Genomic DNA, 17664 nt, shown 5'->3' on the forward strand with positions numbered 1-17664 from the left:
TAATGGAGATAAATGTTTTAGAAATGAGGGATCGACATGTTCCAGCAAAAATATACTTATGAACTTGTTCCAGGAGATATTCTTTTGCACCCCCTATATCGCCCTGATGGACTATTATTCGTACAAAAACATAAAAAGTTAAGCGAATCAGTTATTGAACATATAAAAAAACAGTTTCCACGCGATTTCCCATTCCTCGTTGTACAATCTGAACAACAGCTACATGATTTTATTCAAAAAAAGCAATACGAACATCATTCGTTTTACGACGCACTAAAACAAGTTGTTGATGTACATCGCCAATACATCCAAATGCCAATTGCTGTGCAATTATACGAGCCATCATTATCCAATGAAACAGAAATAGAGACAACATTTTTAACAGAACTTAACCTTTTCTCGCCGACGTGGGCGCTAATTGAGCAAACGTTAGATTCTCCGCGCCTGTTGCGCCGTGCGAAACAAATTGATGAACAACTCAGTCGCATCGTGTTGAAAGACAAAGCCATTTTGCATTTATATCAAAACATGCGACAATATCACGATGTACTTGCTATCCATAGCTTAAATACAACGGCCATTTCGTTAATGATCGGACTTGCTTTAGAGCTAAAAGATGAAGACATCGTTGAGCTTTGCCTTGCCACTTTATTTGCCGATATTGGATTTACCGAAATTCCAAAAGAACGGTTTATTCACTACTTAAATACAGCAAAAGCCGATGAGGAGATGATGCGAAACCATATTAAGTTTTCCATTGAACTCATCGCTTCCTCTGTATATTGTCGCCAAAAAAACATTATTTACGGCATACTCGATCATCATGAGCAGTTTAATGGATCAGGAGTGCCAAATAAGAAAAGCAACAATGACATTCATTTATACGGTCGTATCATTGCTATTGCGCAATATTACGATGAACTTGTCGGCGGATATATTGGCGAAAAGAGTTATACGTCGTTTGAAGCCATGAAGGAAGTATGGAATGAAAAAGGGAAAAAATTAGATCCTTATATTTTGCGTATTTTTTTAGACAAAACGACATTATACAAGGTCGGGCAATCGATTCAAGTTCGTCCGTATGAATGGGCGACCATCATCGGATTTACCGACTATATTCATCATCCACTACATCCTGTTGTCCAAAAGCACGATGGAACAATCATTGATTTATCACGAAAACGGTAGAACGCCCAACCATTGGACAGATGCCTTGCATATAGTGTCAATGTAATGACAAAACTCGAGGAGGAGACAACCCAATGCGTAGACCGTTTTTCGGCTTTTTCGGTGCACCGTTTTTTGGAGGTTTTTTAGGTGGATTGCTCGGCAGTGCATTAACGCCTTACCCGTTTTACCCACCGCGTCCATATTATTACCCACCGCGCCCGTATCCGTTTTACCCGTATGGCGGCGGATGGTATTATTAAAAGTGGAAAACGCTAGAGAGTCCTTGACTCCCTAGCGTTTTTTCTACGCCTGAAAAGAGAGGGCAACTTCATATGCAAACATTTCGTTTCCAAGCACATAGTCAGGACGATCTTTTGCTTTCTGCTCATGAGCTTTGCGAAACGCCTCGCTTTTTGTCCAACCTTCAAACGATTGCTTATCCTCCCATGTTGTGCACACACGCACTTCATCGTATTCTTCCAATCCTTGTGTCACGTGCAGTTCCAAACGAATAAATCCTGGTGATTGCTCAATCCCTTTTCTTTCTTTGAATCGCTCAACTAATTGCGGAGCATATCCTTTTTTTACACGAATGGCATTTGTCACAACGTACATGTTTCATCTCTCCCATTTTTATTTTTTAGATATGGTGAAAGGGTCAGCAGAGACTTTGCTCCCCGCGTACTCAACTGCATACACGACAGATTGTTCCTGATCCGTTTGCGGAATCATTGGAACTGTAATCGTCGCCATTGTTCGATCATCGCTTAGCGTAATTTCCAATGGTTGAACGACTTGCTCTTCCCCTTTATTTAATGACATGGTGATTTTCACATCAGCAGCCGTCAATGAAGAAACTGCGATATCAAAGTACAATGTAAGAGCACCGTTTGTTGCTTCAACATAATCTAACCCAGCTACAGGCGGAGTCATTAAATCGTTATATACTTCTAATAGAGTGTCATACTCGTTTGTCAAATCTGTTCGAAACGTATCCGATAGTTTCGACAACAATCCTTTCACTACATCGAGCGCTTTTTTCGCCTCGACACCTTTTCCATCTTCCAGATACTCATTAGCCTTCAATAGTTGTTCATATACCTTCACATCATTTGCATACTTGTCGTAAAGCGTTTTACTTTTAGAAAACTCCCCTAAAAACAATTGACGAACGTTTGCTTCGAATACTTTGTTATACGCGTGAAGTTGACGGTTTTGGACGTATACTTGCAGCTGTTTATGCGCCGTTTGTAACGCATCGATATCTTCATCGGCAACCGCTTGCTCTACAGCGATTCTTGCTTTCGTTGATCCTTCAAATACAACGGACGCATTTAAATAAGGAATCACTCGTTTAGCCATATACGTTTTATACGTCCCATCTAACTCGCTCACATATTTCTTTTTCTCTTTTCCCGCGGATGTTTGAACAACTCTTTTCGCCTGTACATATAAGTGATGCGCTTTTTTATACTCCGCTAAAACGGTAGCATGCGGTGGAAGTTTCCCTGTTTTTTGAACATGCGTTACATATGTAGCATGCGCCTTTTTCATTTGCGCTTTCGCCTCGTGAACGGTTGTAGCGACATTTCCCTTCGCTTCAGAAACCGTTGGCTGAAATGAAAAAAGTAAACTACAAAACAGAAAACTCATCATGACTATACTTATCATTTTTTTTGCATTCACCATCTCCCTATTCTCCCTTCTCATTTTTGATCAATGACAACATGCGCAAATCGTTCACCAAACAAATCGACATCGAACGCATGCCCAAAACCTGCAACATAACGCCCTTCGATCGGAGTAAGTTGGAAAAGTGAAAAATCCATCCTTCGCAACAAATTGATCATCGGTTCTCCATGAATATGTTGAAACTTCGCAAAAATATGGTCATTTCCTTCGTTTTCTATATGTGTTCGTTTACATGTGAAGCGGACGCGCTCTCTCGCAAACAAGTGAGGTGATGACGATTCATCCGCAATCAACAGTACCGAAATACGTTCACAACGTTCAATATATTGAAAATGCTCAGCTGCTCGACTAATAAAAATGTAAAAATGACCTTCATCCATAACGAACGGTGCATAACTAATGAACGGATGCCCGCATTCATCTATCGTACTCATGATCAACGTTTTACACTCTTTTAAAAATTGCACATAGCGCTCTCTTTTTTTATCTTCCAATGCGTTCAGCCACCTTTTCTAAGTCAAGCACGGAATGGAACACTTTTTTCGAAGGGGAATGAAAAACGGTTTATCCCCCTCATATCGAATATCTACATCTATGCCGAATATATGTTGAAACATTTGCTTACAAATCACACATTGCGTGCGGTCATCATATTGGATTTTTCCGTCTTTCATCACAATCATTCGATCGCTATATTGTGCAGCTTGATTAATATCATGTAAAACCATCACAACCGTCATTCCTAATTGTTGATTTAACATTTGAATGAGTTCCATCACTTCCAACTGATGCGCGATATCTAAATACGTTGTCGGTTCATCAAGAAGCAACACTTGTGGACGCTGTGCCAAAGCCATTGCAATCCAAGCGCGTTGACGCTCCCCACCGGATAAAGAATGTAAAAAACGATACTCGTACGATTGTAAATTGGTCATCTCTAGCGCCCAGCGAATGACTTGTTCATCTTCTTCGTTTAACGATTGAAACCAACCTTTATGAGGGTTTCTTCCAAACTCTACAAGCTCTCGAACAGTCATATCTAACTGATGATTGTTCGTTTGCGGCAACATCGCCATTTTTTTAGCAATTGCCTTACGACTTAACGTATGAATGTCACTTCCGTCCAGCAACACGGTGCCACCGATCGGTCTCAACACGTGCGAAAGGAGACGAAGAAGCGTCGATTTTCCAGAACCGTTTGGGCCAATTAAACTAACAACTTCCCCTTTTTGAATGTCGACATGCACATCTTCAATTGAGAAATGATCTGAATGTTGATAGGTGACATATTTAGCCGAAAGCACGCACGCCCCCCCTTTTATGGAGAATATATAAAAAGAATGGTCCACCTAAAAAGGATAGTAACAAACCGACAGGCAATTCAATTGGATCAAACCAGCTGCGCGCAATCGTATCTGCAAATACAAGAAACACCCCGCCACCTAATGCTGATAGCGGCAATACAAAACGATCATCGCTCCCAACAATTAGTCGAATCATATGGGGAACAACAAGACCAATGAAGCCAATAAGTCCAGAGACGCTAACAGCGATACCTGTTAAAAATGTACTAATTACAATCAAAAGGAAACGAGAACGTTCGACATGATGTCCTAACAACTTCGCCATTTCATCCCCTAAATGTAGAATGCGAATGTGGCGAATAGCAAAAAGCGACAAAATCAAACCCGGAATGCTGTAAAACACAAGTAATTTAGCCTGTTCCATCGTCGCACCTGAAATTACACCAGCCATCCACGGGAGAACAGCTTGAACGCGATCGCTATACAACAACATGATCGCACTCATCGTCGCTCCAATAATGGCATTCACAGCGACCCCGACTAAAATAATTCGTGCAATCGATGAACCTCCTTGCCACGCCAACGCATAAATGAGCATCGCTGTAATAAATCCCCCGACAAACGCTGCAAGTGGCAATAGCACAATATATTGCGGCAGTAAAATCGTAATAATTACTGCCATTAACGCCGCCCCAGACGATACACCGATAATCCCCGGGTCAGCAAGTGGATTTTTCATCACCCCTTGCATAATTGTCCCTGAAATAGCTAAACACATGCCGACAATTAATCCAACGATCGTCCTCGGTAACCGTAAGTCCCATACGATCGTATAAAACATCGAATCTTTTTCTCCTGTAAGACCTTCCCAAACTTCGTGTAATTGCAGCTTTACACTTCCTGTAACGACAGAGTATAAACATACGAATACAATTGAGATAAGAAGGAAAACAAACGTCCATACTCTTCTTTTCGCATAAGGATGTTTTCTTTCTTTTATGTCGCTAAGAAACGTTTCCACGATGTCATCCCTCATCCACTACTTTTTCGTTTTCGCGCGCACTTTTAATAGTTCTTTATTCATATGATCTAATGCATCAGTAATTTTCACACCAGGGCTTGCAGCGAATAATTCACTCGGTAAAAAGATGACATGTTTATTTTTCACCGCTTTCAAGTTGCGCCATGAACTTGTTGACATGAGTTTAATCATCGCTTTTTTTGTTTCCGCATGATTCGCATGTGTGATAATGAAAATAACATCCGGATTGCTTGCGATCATCCGCTCCGTGCTCAAATTAGCGTAGCCAGGATAGTCTTTCAATTGCGAAAAGCTCGCCGCAATATTTTCCCCGCCAGCTTTTGCTAACACATCCCCAGAAAACGATGTTGGTAAAGCAACAAGTGAGCTGGCACCTGAGCCGAATAAAATGACAGCACGCACTTTCGTTTTTGTTTTACTATATTTTTTTACTTTATTATCAATTTTTCTGACTAATACTTTCGCTTTTTGTTCCTTGTTAAATAGTTTTCCTAATAACGTAATAGACGATTGAATATCACGAACAGAACTGCCAGAAGTGATAACGACTTTCAATCCCAATAATTCTGCTTTTTGAATATGACCTAAAAAAGATGTCCCTGCAATAACAACATCTGGCTGTAAACTTACGATTTTTTCGAAGTTTGGTTGATGAATATTCCCTACCTGCGGAACTGATTGCAAGCTCGCATCAACAGGTGTCGCAGACGTCGGTCTTCCAACCACTTGTACGCCGAGCGCTTGAAGCGTATGTAGATCCCCCGGGCTTAATACAACGACACGTTGCGGTGTACGATCAAACGTTACCGTTCGCCCTGCTAAATCTTTAATCGTTAGCTTAGTCGATGCCTCAGTAAGCTCGCCTGTAAAAGTAAACAAACCAACAAGCAAGCAGAGCGATAACACATAAGAAAATATTTTCCTCATCTCGCCTTCTCCTTCCTAATGATTATCATTATCATTTACAAACAAAATCATAATCGATATTGATAATCTTTGTCAATGAGTTTTTTTAAATATAGAAGTTGCTAACGGTAAAAACGGGATAATAAATAAAAAACGACCGCAAACGCAGTCGTTTTCATCTTTAACTAAGTATGGAGACGGTGGGAGTCGAACCCACGTCCAGAGATATCGCCACTTAAGCGTCTACGAGCGTAGTCGGTATATTTATGTTTCGCCGCTTCTTCCGCCTACCGACAGGCATCCGAGCAGCTAGTCTGATTGTTCTCTTCCCTCGTCCTCAGACGGCGGACTTAGGCGTAGCCCACTTGTTATGAACCCCTAGGACGCCACATGGGCGATGGCGGTAGGAGCTAGCCGCATCAATTAAGCAGCTAAAGCGTAGTTTTCTTTGCCAGTTATCTTTAAGTGACGTTTTTACGAGGACGATCCCCTCGGCTCGCAGCTTAAGCTCGATCTACCCCTGTCGAATCCGTAACGTCCCCGTATAAGAGAAACGTACGAAGGAAGCTTAAGCTTTCGTAACTAGCTGACACGTTTTATTATATCACATTTCATCTGTTTTGCAATTGTAACATATTGGCTTATTTCTGTCGTTCGCGAAAAGCGCGCTCGACTTCACGTTGAGCTTCTTTCTTTTTCATATCTTCCCGCTTATCGTATTTTTTCTTTCCTTTTCCGACACCAAGCAGCAACTTAGCAAAGCCATCCTTAATATACAGCTTCAACGGCACGAGCGTATAGCCTTGTTCTTTCGTATAGCCAATTAACTTGTTAATTTCGCGGCGATGAAGCAATAGTTTGCGCGTCCGCAACGGATCGTGATTGTAACGGTTCCCTTGTTCGTATGGACTAATATGCATATTATGCAAAAACACTTCACCTTTTTCCACTTTCGCGAACGAATCTTTTAAGTTCACCTTGCCTGCACGAATCGACTTAATTTCCGTTCCTTGCAATACAAGTCCTGCTTCATACGTCTCCTCAATAAAATAATCGTGGTGCGCCTTTTTATTTTGAGCAATTAGTTTTCCTTCCCCTTTTGGCATTTGTTTCCCTCCCTTCAGACAACCAATATTCTAGCAAAAATAAGAAGAAAGGAAAAGCCTCTACTGACGAGGCTTTTCTTATCGTTTTTTCTTTTTCTTCTTTTTCATGTTTGGTATATCTTCATAAAACTTTTTCTTCGTTTTTTTCGTTGGCCATTGCTCTTCTTTTTTCTTTTTCCGTTTTCCTTCGATGACAACTGGAGCAGCTTTCGCTTGTTTATGTTTGCGCCCTTTCATGCCGACAATTTCAAAATCGACAATACGTTCTTCTTTATTGACGTTAATGACGCGCACGGTAATTTCGTCACCGATGCGGTACACTTTCCCTGTTCGTTCGCCGATCATCGCATAATGCTGCTCATCGTAATGATAATAATCGTCCGTTAAATAGCTAACGTGTACAAGCCCTTCGATTGTATTCGGCAGTTCAACAAACAATCCAAAGTTTGTCACCGAGCTAATAATGCCGTCAAACTCCATGCCAATTTTATCTTCCATAAACTCTGTTTTCTTCAAATCATCCGTTTCGCGCTCTGCCTCGACTGCACGGCGCTCCATATTCGACGTATGTTCGGCAATTTCCGGTAGCTTCTCCGCCCATTTTTGTTGCGTTTGTTCATCGATTTGCCCGTTGATTAAATACGTGCGAATGAGGCGATGCACAATTAAGTCTGGATAGCGGCGAATCGGTGATGTAAAATGCGTATAAAATTCCGTTGATAATCCGTAGTGACCGAGACTTTCAGCATCATATCGCGCTTGCTTCATCGACCGAAGCATGACGGTCGACACGACCATTTCCTCCGGCTCGCCGCGCACAGCTTCTAACACTTCTTGCAAGGCGCGTGGATGAATTTGATTACCCGTACCTTTGACGACATAGCCAAAGTTTGTAATAAACTCTAAGAAGCGCTGCAGCTTCTCAGGCTTCGGGTCTTCATGCACACGATAAATAAATGGAACGTTCATCCAATGAAAATGTTCTGCAATCGTCTCATTTGCCGCTAACATAAATTCTTCGATTAATCGTTCAGCAACAGAACGCTCACGCAAAATGACATCATACGGTTTTCCATTTTCATCGACAAGCACTTTCGCTTCTTTAAAATCAAAGTCAATCGCGCCGCGCTTCATTCGCTTACTTCGTAAAATGTCCGCCAATTCTGCCATGAGCTCGAACATCGGAACGAGCGGAGCGTATTTTTCTCTTAGCGCCCCGTCTTTATCGACAAGAATGCGGTTCACATCGGTATACGTCATTCGTTCAGTCGTACGAATAACGCTTTGAAAAATTTCATGGCTCACGACTTCACCGCGATCGTTTATTTCCATCTCGCACGACAACGTTAGGCGATCAACTTTCGGATTTAATGAACAAATGCCGTTTGACAAGCGATGCGGAATCATTGGAATGACGCGATCGACTAAGTAGACGCTCGTCCCACGCTCATATGCTTCACGGTCAATTGGCGAGCCTTCCGTCACATAGTGGCTTACGTCGGCAATATGAACGCCTAACTTATAATTTCCGTTTGCTAACTTTGTTACGGTCACCGCATCATCTAAGTCTTTTGCGTCTTCGCCGTCAATCGTCACAATCATTTCGTTGCGTAAGTCCCGTCGCCCCTGTAAATCTTCTTCAGAAATTGTATCAGGAATGCTGTTGGCGTGAGCGATCACCTCTTCTGGGAATTGAAGCGGTAAGCCATGTTTATGGATAATCGATAAAATATCCACCCCAGGGTCGTTTTTATGTCCTAAAATTTTAATAACTTCTCCTTCCGCACTAATACGTCCCTCTGGATACGTCGTCAAACGAACGACAACTTTATGCCCTTCGACGGCGCCGTTTGCCGCATGTTTCGGAATAAAAATGTCGTTGACAATTTTTTTATCGTCTGGAATAACAAATCCAAAGTTTTTGCTTTCTGTATACGTACCTACGACTTCTGTAATGCCCCGCTCAATAATGCGGACGATCGTCCCTTCTTGACGCGCCCCCGTTGCTTGTCCGTTGACACGCACAAGAACGGTGTCGCCATGCATCGCATTTTTCAGCTCTGATGGCGGAATAAAAATATCGTCAAGCGTTGGATCTTCTGGAACGACAAACGCAAATCCTTTCGCATGACCTGTCACTTTCCCACGAATTAAGTTCATTTTTTCAGGTAGCCCGTAGCGATTGCTTCTTGTTCGAACGATCAACCCTTCTTCTTCTAACGACACAAGTGTTTTAACAAGCTCTTTAAACTCCGCGGCGTCTGTAATATGAAACGCTTCTTCTAATTCTTGAACCGTAAGCGGTTTATACGCTTCATCGCGCATAAATGCTAATAATTTTCCCTTCATTTACTTCCTCCTTTCGAGGATTACCAATCTAATGATTCTAAAAATGTATAAATGTCTTCGTGAAGCTGTTCTTTTTCTTTATCAAGCGTAATGACGTGTCCTGACTCCTCATACCATTTGATTTGTTTTACGGGAGATTCGACGCCGTTATAAATAATATTTGCACTATCTGGGTTAATCATGTCATCATGGCGAGCTTGCACGACAAAAACAGGTGCATAAATGAAATCTAAATGATCGCGCACTTCGGCAATAAGTTGTTGCAGTGCTTTCAATGTTTTCATCGGCGTTTTCGCAAACTCCGCCATTTCGCGCTCGATTTGCTCCTCGCTTTTTCCTTCTCGCTTTTTATATTCGCGAGCGTATGCTAAAACTCCTTCATACATCGTCTGTTCGCTTTTAATATACATCGGGGCACACATTGGTACGATGCCAACGACAGGAACAGTATAGCCAAGTTTTAACGAAAACACACCGCCAAGCGATAATCCAACAACAGCGATTTTTTCATGGGTTTGTTTTAAATATTCGTAGGCGTTCATCACATCTTGCCACCAATCTTCCGGGCCGGTATGAACGAGCTCCTCTGGCGGCACGCCATGTCCTTTATAAATTGGAGCGTGGCACGTATATCCTTTTGATTGTAAAAAACGACCAAGCATACGAACATCCGCCGAATTTCCAGTAAATCCATGCAATAATAAAACAGCGCGTTCACCAGCTTCAAACGTAAACGGCTGTGGTGCAACAAGCTTCACAGATGATTCCTCCTTCCTCCATGAAAAAAGCGATCCGCATCGCTGGACCGCTGTTACAGTTCAAAATAAGTGACAGCTACTGTTAATACGAAAAACAATACCGCAAGGACAACAGTCAGACGGTGTAACACCGCATCAATGCCGCGTGCTTTCTGTTTACCAAACAATTGTTCAGCACCGCCGGTAATCGCACCAGAAAGCCCTGCACTTCGGCCTGATTGCAATAAAACAACCACAATGATTCCAATACAAACAATTACAAGTAACGTAACAAGAAACGCATGCATACTTTACACCTCCAACGACGCACATCACAATAGTTTTATTTTAGCATAACACTATTCATTTGTACAACGGACGAAAAGATACGGGATAAAACTTTATCAAAAACATTAGACAAATCATATGCTAAAAACACACAGAAAGATTGCAAAATTTGTCGAAAACATCTCGTTGTCCCCCCCCCCATAAATCTCATGTTACAGTAAATGTGTGAAAACTGAGATAATTTCGTCATATGAGGAATGGAGGAACGAGGAATATGTCTTTTTGGGGTTCATTAAATAAATGGGGGCATTCAGTCAGTAAAAAGATCGAACAGACGACGAAACATGTTGCCAACGACTTCAAAAAGGTAGAAAAGACCATTCAAAAAATGGAAAAGAAAGCGGAATCTGTCACTAAACAAATCGTAAAAGATACGATTCAAATTAGCCAAAAAGCAAAAGAAGCTTTTCAACAAGCAGAGAAACAAATGGAGAAAGCAGGAAAACACATCACCAATGATATAAAAAAAGCAGAAAAAGCCGTACATCAAACGGTTAATCATGCGGGAAAGAAAGTGGAGGAAGTAACGAAACAGGCGATCAAAGACACGGTACATATTAGTCAGAAAGCGCAAAAAGCGTTTCATGAGGCGGAAAAGAAAACCGAACGAGTGACGAAACATATCGTTCATGATGTAAAAAAAGCGACATCTGAAGCTGTTTAGAGGGGGGAATTTATGGTGAAAAGTATATTACAAACAATCGAGCAACTATACAACGGGGATTTTGGATATATTTTAATGAACTATGTTGACAAAAATATTTGGTTTAATAAGATGACTCAAGAAATGAAGGAGTTGCATGTAGAGAATTTAACAGATTTTAATTATTCGAAATGCTTCACATTATATATTACGTCTTCTACTCATCCGGAGGTAAGTACAGATGAATTCATAGAGTATATTAGTCAGCATACCTATTTAAATGGATTACTAGTGTATATTTCAGCAATTGGCCCATTTGCAGCAATAAAATACGTTAGATACGAATATGTTGATGGAAATGTTGGAATGCGAGAGCAGTATGAGCCATTTGATAAAGAGACGGAACAAATCAGTAAAGATGTTTTTAATCTATTAGACAGTAGAGGTATACGAGTTTTAGAAAAAAATATATTGGATATAGAGGTTCCTAACATTTCCTTGGAACTTAAGGAGGAAAATGTAACTATATTTCATTGCTTGTTTGAAGATAGTTATTAATTAACGGTAGCTTGTCTTGAGAGTCAAGCACCATTCCGTATTAAACTCATTTTTATGAAAGTGGTGTTCAGTGGCAGAGATGTAATCATGAATAAAACAAAAACAATACTGGTATTATGTCAAGAACCTTGATTTTTTCAAAGTTTATAGGCTTTCAATTTCCTTAGGGTGCAAAATTTATGCAAAATTATTTTTGGACGCTGTTTCGTGCAAAAAGGCGGAGTGATGTGATATTATCCCCTAAAGGTAGACAACAAAAAAAGAGGACATTTGTTATGATGTTCTTAAGAGTCTACCTGAAGGGGATTTTTTATGGCAAAAAAAGGACAAAGCTTTAAAACCTATACAGAAGAGTTAAAGCGTGAAGTAGTACGATTGAAGCATTTGGACATGCGGTAGCAACAATCGCAGGTGTGATGGAAACGACAGGCTCCGTTGCCATTGGTGCAGGCGGGATGTTGCTTAACGCCACAGGAGCAGGGGCAGTCATTGGAACGCCTGCCACGGCGGTTGCCGCTGTGGGAGTGGCGCATGGGACAGGACTTGCCACCGCAGGCGGAACAGGCTTTGTGAAAAGTGCATATCGACACGTGACAGGCATTCTTGTCAATAACACCCATCGCTACCGTAGCTGCGACACCTTTCCATCCTTTTCCTGACTTGTATGACTTATACCCATCATAAACCGCAAACCCAGCATTGATGGCCAACCATACCCAATGCCCATCCGGATCCACCAACATCACCGGATTGTTGTTCGCATACGCATACCCATTCTGCGTGAGAATATCGTCCGCATCCCCTGGGTCTGGATCCAAGGATAAGAACACGCCATGGGCTGGGTGGTAATAACGGGCGATCAGGTAATAAACAGGGTGTCCCAAAAATGATCATTTTTGGGACACCCTCTTTCAAATTCTTTAAATTTCAACAAATATTAATGAAAAAATTAAAGTATAGAAATATTAAACCTTAGTATGATTTAACGACTTCTAAAAGTAATTCCCGAACCCTTTCATGAACTTTTAATTCTTCAGAAAAATGGGGGAATTTTTCTAAATGTTTCCTTAAAGGTTCGTAATAAGGATACAAAGCAAAAAAATCTTTATACAACAATTTTCTTTGATACCTAGGTATCTTTTTATGAGCAAGGACATAACTTAAACTTCCACTTATTAATGAACAAAAGCTGTCAAAGCCCCCTGTCAAACAGTATTTATCATTATCTTTAAGAATGGTATTTTCAATTCTTTCTATATCTTCTGAGGGAAAATCATTGTTTAATAATATACTCATTTTTTCAAGCTCTAATATTACATCGTGATTAACCTTCATAAATTGTTCACCTCTTTCTCTCTTTAACTATGTTAAAAATGATAATATTCATTTCTACTATTTCTTGAGTTTCCAACCGTTATGCCAAAATGTCACTATTTTCCCTCTTTTGGTATAATAACCTCCAACCTTTCCTTTCTTAATCCTATATCCTTTTTTGCCTGTAGATAGTGTCACTTCTTCTCGCAAATGTTTATTTGAACGATAGAATGCTCTCGCTAGTTTTGTGTATCTTTCTGGACTATAGGAGCGTCCTTTTCTAATCACATGTTTGTTATGATGATATGCTAGCGATTCTATACCATTTTTAAAGGTACCTTTATACCAATACCGTGCGGGACCCTTTGCTACTTGTGCTGCTCGAAATGCTTTAAATGCAGCTCCTCCAACAAGCCCCACGCCAACAGCAATCGCCGCCGCTTTCCAACCGCCTTTTTTAAAGGCTTTATACCCATCATACGCCGCAAATCCCGCATTAATCGCCATCCACACAAAATGCCCATCCGGATCCACCAACATCACTGGATTGTTGTTCGCATACGTATATCCGTTCTGCGTAAGGATATCGTCCGCATCCCCTGGGTCTGGGTCCAAAGAAAGGAACACGCCATGCGTTGGATGATAGTACCGGGCAATTAAGTAATAGAGACCCGTTTCTTGGTTATATTGGTATCCCGCATATCGGTATGGATTTTCGTCCGCCAATGCGCCGGATTGGGAAAGAATGTTCCCCCACGCATCGTATTGATAACGGGCGACGATGTTTCCTTGCGCATCCGTTAGGGCGATGACATCGCCATGGGCGTTATAGTGGTAAAAATACGTCGCATTGCCTTTTTTCATGGCAAGGAGTTGCCCGTTTTCTCCGTATATATATGATCTTACCACATTTCCACTTGCATCGGTTTCATACAGAACGTTTAGGCTGTCGCCTTGGTAATGGTAGTTCGTAATAACACCATTCACATTCTTTTGAATACGGCGGCCGTCTTCGTCATATTTGTATGTGACAAACGGCGTGCTTTCGCCTTTTCGGGTGATGGAGACAAGCTGATCGGCTTCGTTCCATTCATATTGGTACTCACTGTCTTCGGTCCGGTTGCCGTTCGCATCGTACGTGATCGTTTCATCGCCGAAACGAACCAACTGATTCGCCGCATTATAATCGGCCGTCGTCGTCGTGGATGATCCCTCTTTCGTTTTCACGATTTTCGTCCGGTTCCCGAATCCATCGTACGTGTACTCGATCGTCGTTCCATCCGGCCATTGCTCTTCCACAAGTTGATCTAAGGCGTCATAACGATAGAGCGTCTTCGCGCCGGTCGGGATGGCGATTTCTGTCCGGTTTCCGTTTTCATCGTAACGGTACGTTTCCGATAAAATTTCTTTTCCGTCCGCCGTACCGACCGAAACGCTTTCCGCTAAGCCGCAGTCATCGTACGTAAAGGTCGAGCCGGCTCCGTTTCCTGTCGTGAAGGTGCGAACGTTTCCTCTTTCGTCATAGTCAAAGCGGTACGTATACATTCCATCTTGAACAATGGTATTTTGGTCCAAGGCGTTGTATTGGTACGTAACCGTTTGGCTAAACGATCCATGCGAGAACAGGAACTGTTGCAATTTATCCGAGGTGGTCGGATACGTCCATTTTTGTAATCCTCCGCGGTCGGACTGTTCGATGACCCGATTCGCCGAGTCAAATTTTCTTGTCTTCGTCGTGCCATCCTGTAAATATTGGACAGAACATGTTTTTTGACAAAAAACGGCCCTTACGTAACCTTAGTGAAAGGAAGAAGAGAATGGAGAAAATGAGCGTGTAAATCATTATTTTTAACTCCGAATTCTCCATTACCTCGTGATTTTCCACTAAAAGAACGTAAGAGCCCGTCTTATTTTGCATGAAACCGTTACTATCTAATTATAGTTTTCTAATCTTCGACATGGATCTCCACCAACCAATTGCTTGAACTCGATTTTACAACGATGTGATGATCGTTTTCCCATTTCAGTGTCCCAAGGTATCTTGAATACACAATTTCGTTTCCAACATCACGAACTAATATCTGATCCATAATTTTAAGACCTTTCTCGTTATAGACCTCACATCTTAACTGAAATCCCTCTAATCGGTGAATTCCTTTTAAAATCGCTAATTTCTTACGGTCTGGACTTTTTTTAGGAGTTTTTCCAACTAGAAAAACCGCTTCGTAATTTTGTTTTATAATTTGTTCAAGCGCCTTCTCCACACATTCTGAAACTGTTAATTGTGGCAATGTCGAGTATCTTTCTAAAATCGGTTTAATATAAGTATGAACCAAATAGGCAAAAGCTTGAAACTTGGCATTAGCAGAGTCTAAATTTAAAAAATCCATAAAATCATAAGGGATCGATACACTAATCGCTTGTAAAGCATGATTTTCCTCATAAGACATTCTCTTATTTGGATCAGCCAAACAATAAACGATAATGTTTTCAAATTTTCCCAATTTTATTCCTAATTCACTTAGTTTATTTGAAAAGATCAACTCAAAAATTCTCATTTCGTGAATACGATTATAGTGTTTTTTAGGACGGTTTTTCCCCCAATCCTGAAAATGAATATTTACCATTTAATCACCCTTTCTTCTTGTCTACCAAGGACGTGGTCGCTTATGGTATCTAGATTGAAACACCCCCCCAGCTCTTGCAACTCTATTTACATGCCCTTGTTCCCATCTCAATGCTTGTTGCCTTGTCATATTTTTCTTTACAACTCGAGTATAATATTTACCGCCATATTTTTTAGCCCATTTATTAGCCTGTCTGGTGGCTCTATACGATTTACCGGATTTTGAAATCCGTCCCCCACTTATTCCAACTTTCAATACTTGTTTTTTTCCATTAACATATTGATATATCTCGTAACCATGATTTGCTCTTCTACTCCAGAGACTATTTCCATTGATTTTTTTAACAAATGAAACAGCTTTAGATGCAGCTTTTAGCTTTCCGATACCAATAACACCCATCGCTACCGTAGCTGTGACACCTATCCATCCTTTTCCTGCCTTGTACGCCTTATACCCTTCATACGCCGCCAATCCCGCATTAACGACCATCCACACAAAATGCCCATCCGGATCGACCATCATCACCGGGTTGTTGTTCGCATACGTATAGCCGTTTTGCGTCAGAATATCATCGGCATCGCCTGGGTCTGGGTCCATGGACAAGAACACGCCATGGGTCGGGTGGTAGTAACGGGCGATCAAGTAGTAGAGCCCGGTCTCCTCATCATATTGGTATCCCGCATAGCGATATGGGTTTTCGTCCGCCATCTCACCGGATTTTGAGAGAAGCTTGCCCCATGTGTCGTACTCGTAACGAGCGACCACGTTTCCTTGCGCATCGGTTAACGCGATGACATCGCCATGCGCGTTGTAGTGGTAGAAGTACGTCGCCCCGCCCTTTTTCATCGCCAACAGCTGGCCGTTTTCTCCGTATACATATCATTTTAACAGAGCATCACTGACTTCGGTTTCATAGAGAACGTACTAGTCTTATTTTCCTTTTTATTATCAATGGTCTAACTAAAAAGACGACAACGCTATAATATAGAATAAGCGTGCCGTCAAACTTGCTCGATCTATCAAGTGCCTAATTTCATCAGGTCACTCGTAAGAATATAACTATGAACAGTATTTAAAAATATCTAAATGGTGCCGCAGCTGTTCAAGCACATATGGTAATGTAGAAAGATGGATATATAGATGGCTCCTAAAGGAATCATCGCTGTGCAAATCCTTAAACTGAATCTGTACAATTCCTTCTCCACTATCGTGAATATGCACTGTCACATTTAGCTCTTTAGATTCTGAATAAAAAACAGCTTTCCCTTCTCGTTCTCTGTATATTTTCCTTAAATTTTCATAGAAGCGAAAGATGTTGTGATTGTCAAAATGGAAGGGGACCGTTTCCGCTGTAAATCCTCTACTTTTTAGCTTTACTTTTCCTGTAAAATAACAACCACCAAAAAACGGATCTCCTTCATTTTCAAAGTTTGTGATAATTAACTCTAGACTTCGATCCGGATGTTCCTCGCATACAAATATTTTCATGCTTTACATCCTTTCTGACGGTTATATTCGTTGTTTAATATGGCTCATAGTGGAAATGACGCACCCTCTTAGCTCTCTTATTATACACAACTGTCAACTTATATTTTTTATACTTGTAATTTCTAGGATCGCCTATGGAGTGCCTTGCTTTTTCTAATTTATGCATAGTTACGGTATATTTATTATAACCTTTAGCCCCATCTTTGGATTTCTTCCCATAAACAATGGTCCTTGCTAAAATCTGTCTTGGAACATAGCGATCCCGATTTCGCATATGTTTAAATGCTGTGCTATCAAATCTCATTTTTTTAGCAATTGACTTCACTTTATAAGCTCGATATAGTACCTTACCTGCTTTAAATCCAACTCCGCCAACCAGT

20 protein-coding genes, 1 other RNA gene and 2 pseudogenes are annotated in these 17664 nt (G+C 41.1%); 5 read left to right on the forward strand and 18 right to left on the reverse strand.

Annotated elements, in window-relative coordinates; translation table 11 throughout:
• The first annotated feature begins 36 nt into the window (after window positions 1-36).
• Both V7Z64_RS05335 and V7Z64_RS05340 read left to right on the forward strand, forming a co-directional pair.
• Complete coding sequence (locus tag V7Z64_RS05335) at window positions 37-1188, forward strand: HD-GYP domain-containing protein (RefSeq protein ID WP_334109589.1); 1152 nt, start codon at window positions 37-39, stop codon at window positions 1186-1188.
• Window positions 1189-1262: 74 nt separating this feature from the next.
• Entirely contained in the window at window positions 1263-1430 is a 168-nt protein-coding gene (locus V7Z64_RS05340) for a hypothetical protein (protein ID WP_297990958.1), read from the forward strand.
• A 43-nt stretch (window positions 1431-1473) separates the two neighbouring features.
• On the opposite strand, the gene V7Z64_RS05345 is transcribed toward V7Z64_RS05340, so the two are convergent.
• The 11 genes from V7Z64_RS05345 to secG all read right to left on the reverse strand — a co-directional run bounded on the left by V7Z64_RS05345 (window position 1474) and on the right by secG (window position 10614).
• Window positions 1474-1785, reverse strand: coding sequence for an antibiotic biosynthesis monooxygenase (locus tag V7Z64_RS05345; protein WP_219985985.1), 312 nt, complete (start codon window positions 1783-1785; stop codon window positions 1474-1476).
• 18 nt (window positions 1786-1803) lie between these two features.
• Entirely contained in the window at window positions 1804-2859 is a 1056-nt protein-coding gene (locus tag V7Z64_RS05350; protein ID WP_297990960.1) for a Surface layer protein, read from the reverse strand.
• A 17-nt stretch (window positions 2860-2876) separates the two neighbouring features.
• On the reverse strand, window positions 2877-3356 hold the full coding sequence (locus V7Z64_RS05355; protein WP_297990961.1) for a HugZ family pyridoxamine 5'-phosphate oxidase: 480 nt from the start codon (window positions 3354-3356) through the stop codon (window positions 2877-2879).
• Between the two features lie 18 nt (window positions 3357-3374).
• On the reverse strand, window positions 3375-4211 hold the full coding sequence (locus V7Z64_RS05360) for an ABC transporter ATP-binding protein (protein ID WP_442885041.1): 837 nt from the start codon (window positions 4209-4211) through the stop codon (window positions 3375-3377).
• A complete protein-coding gene (locus tag V7Z64_RS05365) occupies window positions 4153-5187 on the reverse strand; it encodes a FecCD family ABC transporter permease (RefSeq protein ID WP_297990963.1) in 1035 nt (344 codons plus the stop codon). The genes V7Z64_RS05360 and V7Z64_RS05365 overlap by 59 nt, the downstream gene beginning before the upstream one ends.
• An 18-nt stretch (window positions 5188-5205) precedes the next feature.
• Window positions 5206-6135 (reverse strand): ABC transporter substrate-binding protein, encoded by a 930-nt coding sequence (locus tag V7Z64_RS05370; protein ID WP_297990965.1) that lies wholly within the window; start codon window positions 6133-6135, stop codon window positions 5206-5208.
• Window positions 6136-6303: 168 nt separating this feature from the next.
• Window positions 6304-6656, reverse strand: a transfer-messenger RNA (tmRNA) gene (gene ssrA, locus V7Z64_RS05375).
• A 99-nt stretch (window positions 6657-6755) separates the two neighbouring features.
• Entirely contained in the window at window positions 6756-7220 is a 465-nt protein-coding gene (gene smpB / locus V7Z64_RS05380; protein WP_003399367.1) for an SsrA-binding protein SmpB, read from the reverse strand.
• A gap of 78 nt (window positions 7221-7298) precedes the next feature.
• Window positions 7299-9569, reverse strand: a complete 2271-nt coding sequence (rnr, locus tag V7Z64_RS05385; RefSeq protein ID WP_297990966.1) for a ribonuclease R — start codon at window positions 9567-9569, stop codon at window positions 7299-7301.
• Window positions 9570-9589: 20 nt separating this feature from the next.
• The gene (locus V7Z64_RS05390) at window positions 9590-10327 is read right to left on the reverse strand and encodes an alpha/beta hydrolase (RefSeq protein ID WP_094240482.1); all 738 of its coding nucleotides are present in this window, start codon (window positions 10325-10327) and stop codon (window positions 9590-9592) included.
• A gap of 53 nt (window positions 10328-10380) precedes the next feature.
• The gene (gene secG / locus V7Z64_RS05395) at window positions 10381-10614 is read right to left on the reverse strand and encodes a preprotein translocase subunit SecG (RefSeq protein ID WP_094240481.1); all 234 of its coding nucleotides are present in this window, start codon (window positions 10612-10614) and stop codon (window positions 10381-10383) included.
• A gap of 254 nt (window positions 10615-10868) precedes the next feature.
• Here secG and V7Z64_RS05400 point away from each other — a divergent pair, with 254 nt between their 5' ends.
• From V7Z64_RS05400 to V7Z64_RS05410, 3 genes are all read left to right on the forward strand, one after another.
• On the forward strand, window positions 10869-11318 hold the full coding sequence (locus V7Z64_RS05400) for a hypothetical protein (protein WP_297990967.1): 450 nt from the start codon (window positions 10869-10871) through the stop codon (window positions 11316-11318).
• Between the two features lie 12 nt (window positions 11319-11330).
• The gene (locus V7Z64_RS05405) at window positions 11331-11855 is read left to right on the forward strand and encodes a hypothetical protein (RefSeq protein ID WP_035020814.1); all 525 of its coding nucleotides are present in this window, start codon (window positions 11331-11333) and stop codon (window positions 11853-11855) included.
• 416 nt (window positions 11856-12271) lie between these two features.
• Window positions 12272-12514 carry a hypothetical protein gene (locus tag V7Z64_RS05410; protein ID WP_297990972.1) on the forward strand — a complete coding sequence of 81 codons (243 nt, stop codon included), beginning with the start codon at window positions 12272-12274 and terminating at the stop codon, window positions 12512-12514.
• On the opposite strand, the pseudogene V7Z64_RS13350 reads toward V7Z64_RS05410, so the two are convergent.
• From V7Z64_RS13350 to V7Z64_RS05450, 7 genes and pseudogenes are all read right to left on the reverse strand, one after another.
• Window positions 12464-12727: pseudogene (locus V7Z64_RS13350) on the reverse strand (RHS repeat-associated core domain-containing protein); the annotation flags it as partial. The gene V7Z64_RS05410 and the pseudogene V7Z64_RS13350 overlap by 51 nt on opposite strands.
• 100 nt (window positions 12728-12827) lie before the next feature.
• Window positions 12828-13190, reverse strand: coding sequence for a YxiJ-like family protein (locus V7Z64_RS05420; RefSeq protein ID WP_035020812.1), 363 nt, complete (start codon window positions 13188-13190; stop codon window positions 12828-12830).
• A gap of 57 nt (window positions 13191-13247) precedes the next feature.
• Entirely contained in the window at window positions 13248-14807 is a 1560-nt protein-coding gene (locus tag V7Z64_RS05425) for an RHS repeat domain-containing protein (protein WP_442885043.1), read from the reverse strand.
• Between the two features lie 308 nt (window positions 14808-15115).
• Window positions 15116-15796, reverse strand: coding sequence for a hypothetical protein (locus tag V7Z64_RS05430; protein WP_012576005.1), 681 nt, complete (start codon window positions 15794-15796; stop codon window positions 15116-15118).
• A gap of 21 nt (window positions 15797-15817) precedes the next feature.
• Window positions 15818-16717 (reverse strand): annotated as a pseudogene (locus V7Z64_RS13355) (RHS repeat-associated core domain-containing protein); the annotation flags it as partial.
• A gap of 138 nt (window positions 16718-16855) precedes the next feature.
• Window positions 16856-17284, reverse strand: a complete 429-nt coding sequence (locus V7Z64_RS05445) for a WapI family immunity protein (protein WP_297990970.1) — start codon at window positions 17282-17284, stop codon at window positions 16856-16858.
• 34 nt (window positions 17285-17318) lie between these two features.
• Window positions 17319-17664, reverse strand: a 346-nt coding sequence (locus V7Z64_RS05450; protein ID WP_334109605.1) for a hypothetical protein, incomplete at its 5' end; no start/stop codon positions are given.

The sequence above is a fragment of the Anoxybacillus sp. genome (genome assembly GCF_036834105.1).
Lineage (GTDB): Bacteria > Bacillota > Bacilli > Bacillales > Anoxybacillaceae > Anoxybacillus.

Bases quoted from the DNA above. Each gene is read 5' to 3' on its own strand.
- rnr (WP_297990966.1), bottom strand. From the start codon at position 9,569: ATGAAGGGAAAATTATTAGCATTTATGCGCGATGAAGCGTATAAACCG.
- V7Z64_RS05345 (WP_219985985.1), bottom strand. From the start codon at position 1,785: ATGTACGTTGTGACAAATGCCATTCGTGTAAAAAAAGGATATGCTCCG.
- V7Z64_RS05400 (WP_297990967.1), top strand. From the start codon at position 10,869: ATGTCTTTTTGGGGTTCATTAAATAAATGGGGGCATTCAGTCAGTAAA.
- V7Z64_RS05430 (WP_012576005.1), bottom strand. From the start codon at position 15,796: ATGGTAAATATTCATTTTCAGGATTGGGGGAAAAACCGTCCTAAAAAA.
- V7Z64_RS05420 (WP_035020812.1), bottom strand. From the start codon at position 13,190: ATGAAGGTTAATCACGATGTAATATTAGAGCTTGAAAAAATGAGTATA.
- V7Z64_RS05340 (WP_297990958.1), top strand. From the start codon at position 1,263: ATGCGTAGACCGTTTTTCGGCTTTTTCGGTGCACCGTTTTTTGGAGGT.
- V7Z64_RS05370 (WP_297990965.1), bottom strand. From the start codon at position 6,135: ATGAGGAAAATATTTTCTTATGTGTTATCGCTCTGCTTGCTTGTTGGT.
- secG (WP_094240481.1), bottom strand. From the start codon at position 10,614: ATGCATGCGTTTCTTGTTACGTTACTTGTAATTGTTTGTATTGGAATC.
- V7Z64_RS05445 (WP_297990970.1), bottom strand. From the start codon at position 17,284: ATGAAAATATTTGTATGCGAGGAACATCCGGATCGAAGTCTAGAGTTA.
- V7Z64_RS05335 (WP_334109589.1), top strand. From the start codon at position 37: ATGTTCCAGCAAAAATATACTTATGAACTTGTTCCAGGAGATATTCTT.
- V7Z64_RS05350 (WP_297990960.1), bottom strand. From the start codon at position 2,859: ATGGTGAATGCAAAAAAAATGATAAGTATAGTCATGATGAGTTTTCTG.
- smpB (WP_003399367.1), bottom strand. From the start codon at position 7,220: ATGCCAAAAGGGGAAGGAAAACTAATTGCTCAAAATAAAAAGGCGCAC.
- V7Z64_RS05410 (WP_297990972.1), top strand. From the start codon at position 12,272: ATGGAAACGACAGGCTCCGTTGCCATTGGTGCAGGCGGGATGTTGCTT.
- V7Z64_RS05405 (WP_035020814.1), top strand. From the start codon at position 11,331: ATGGTGAAAAGTATATTACAAACAATCGAGCAACTATACAACGGGGAT.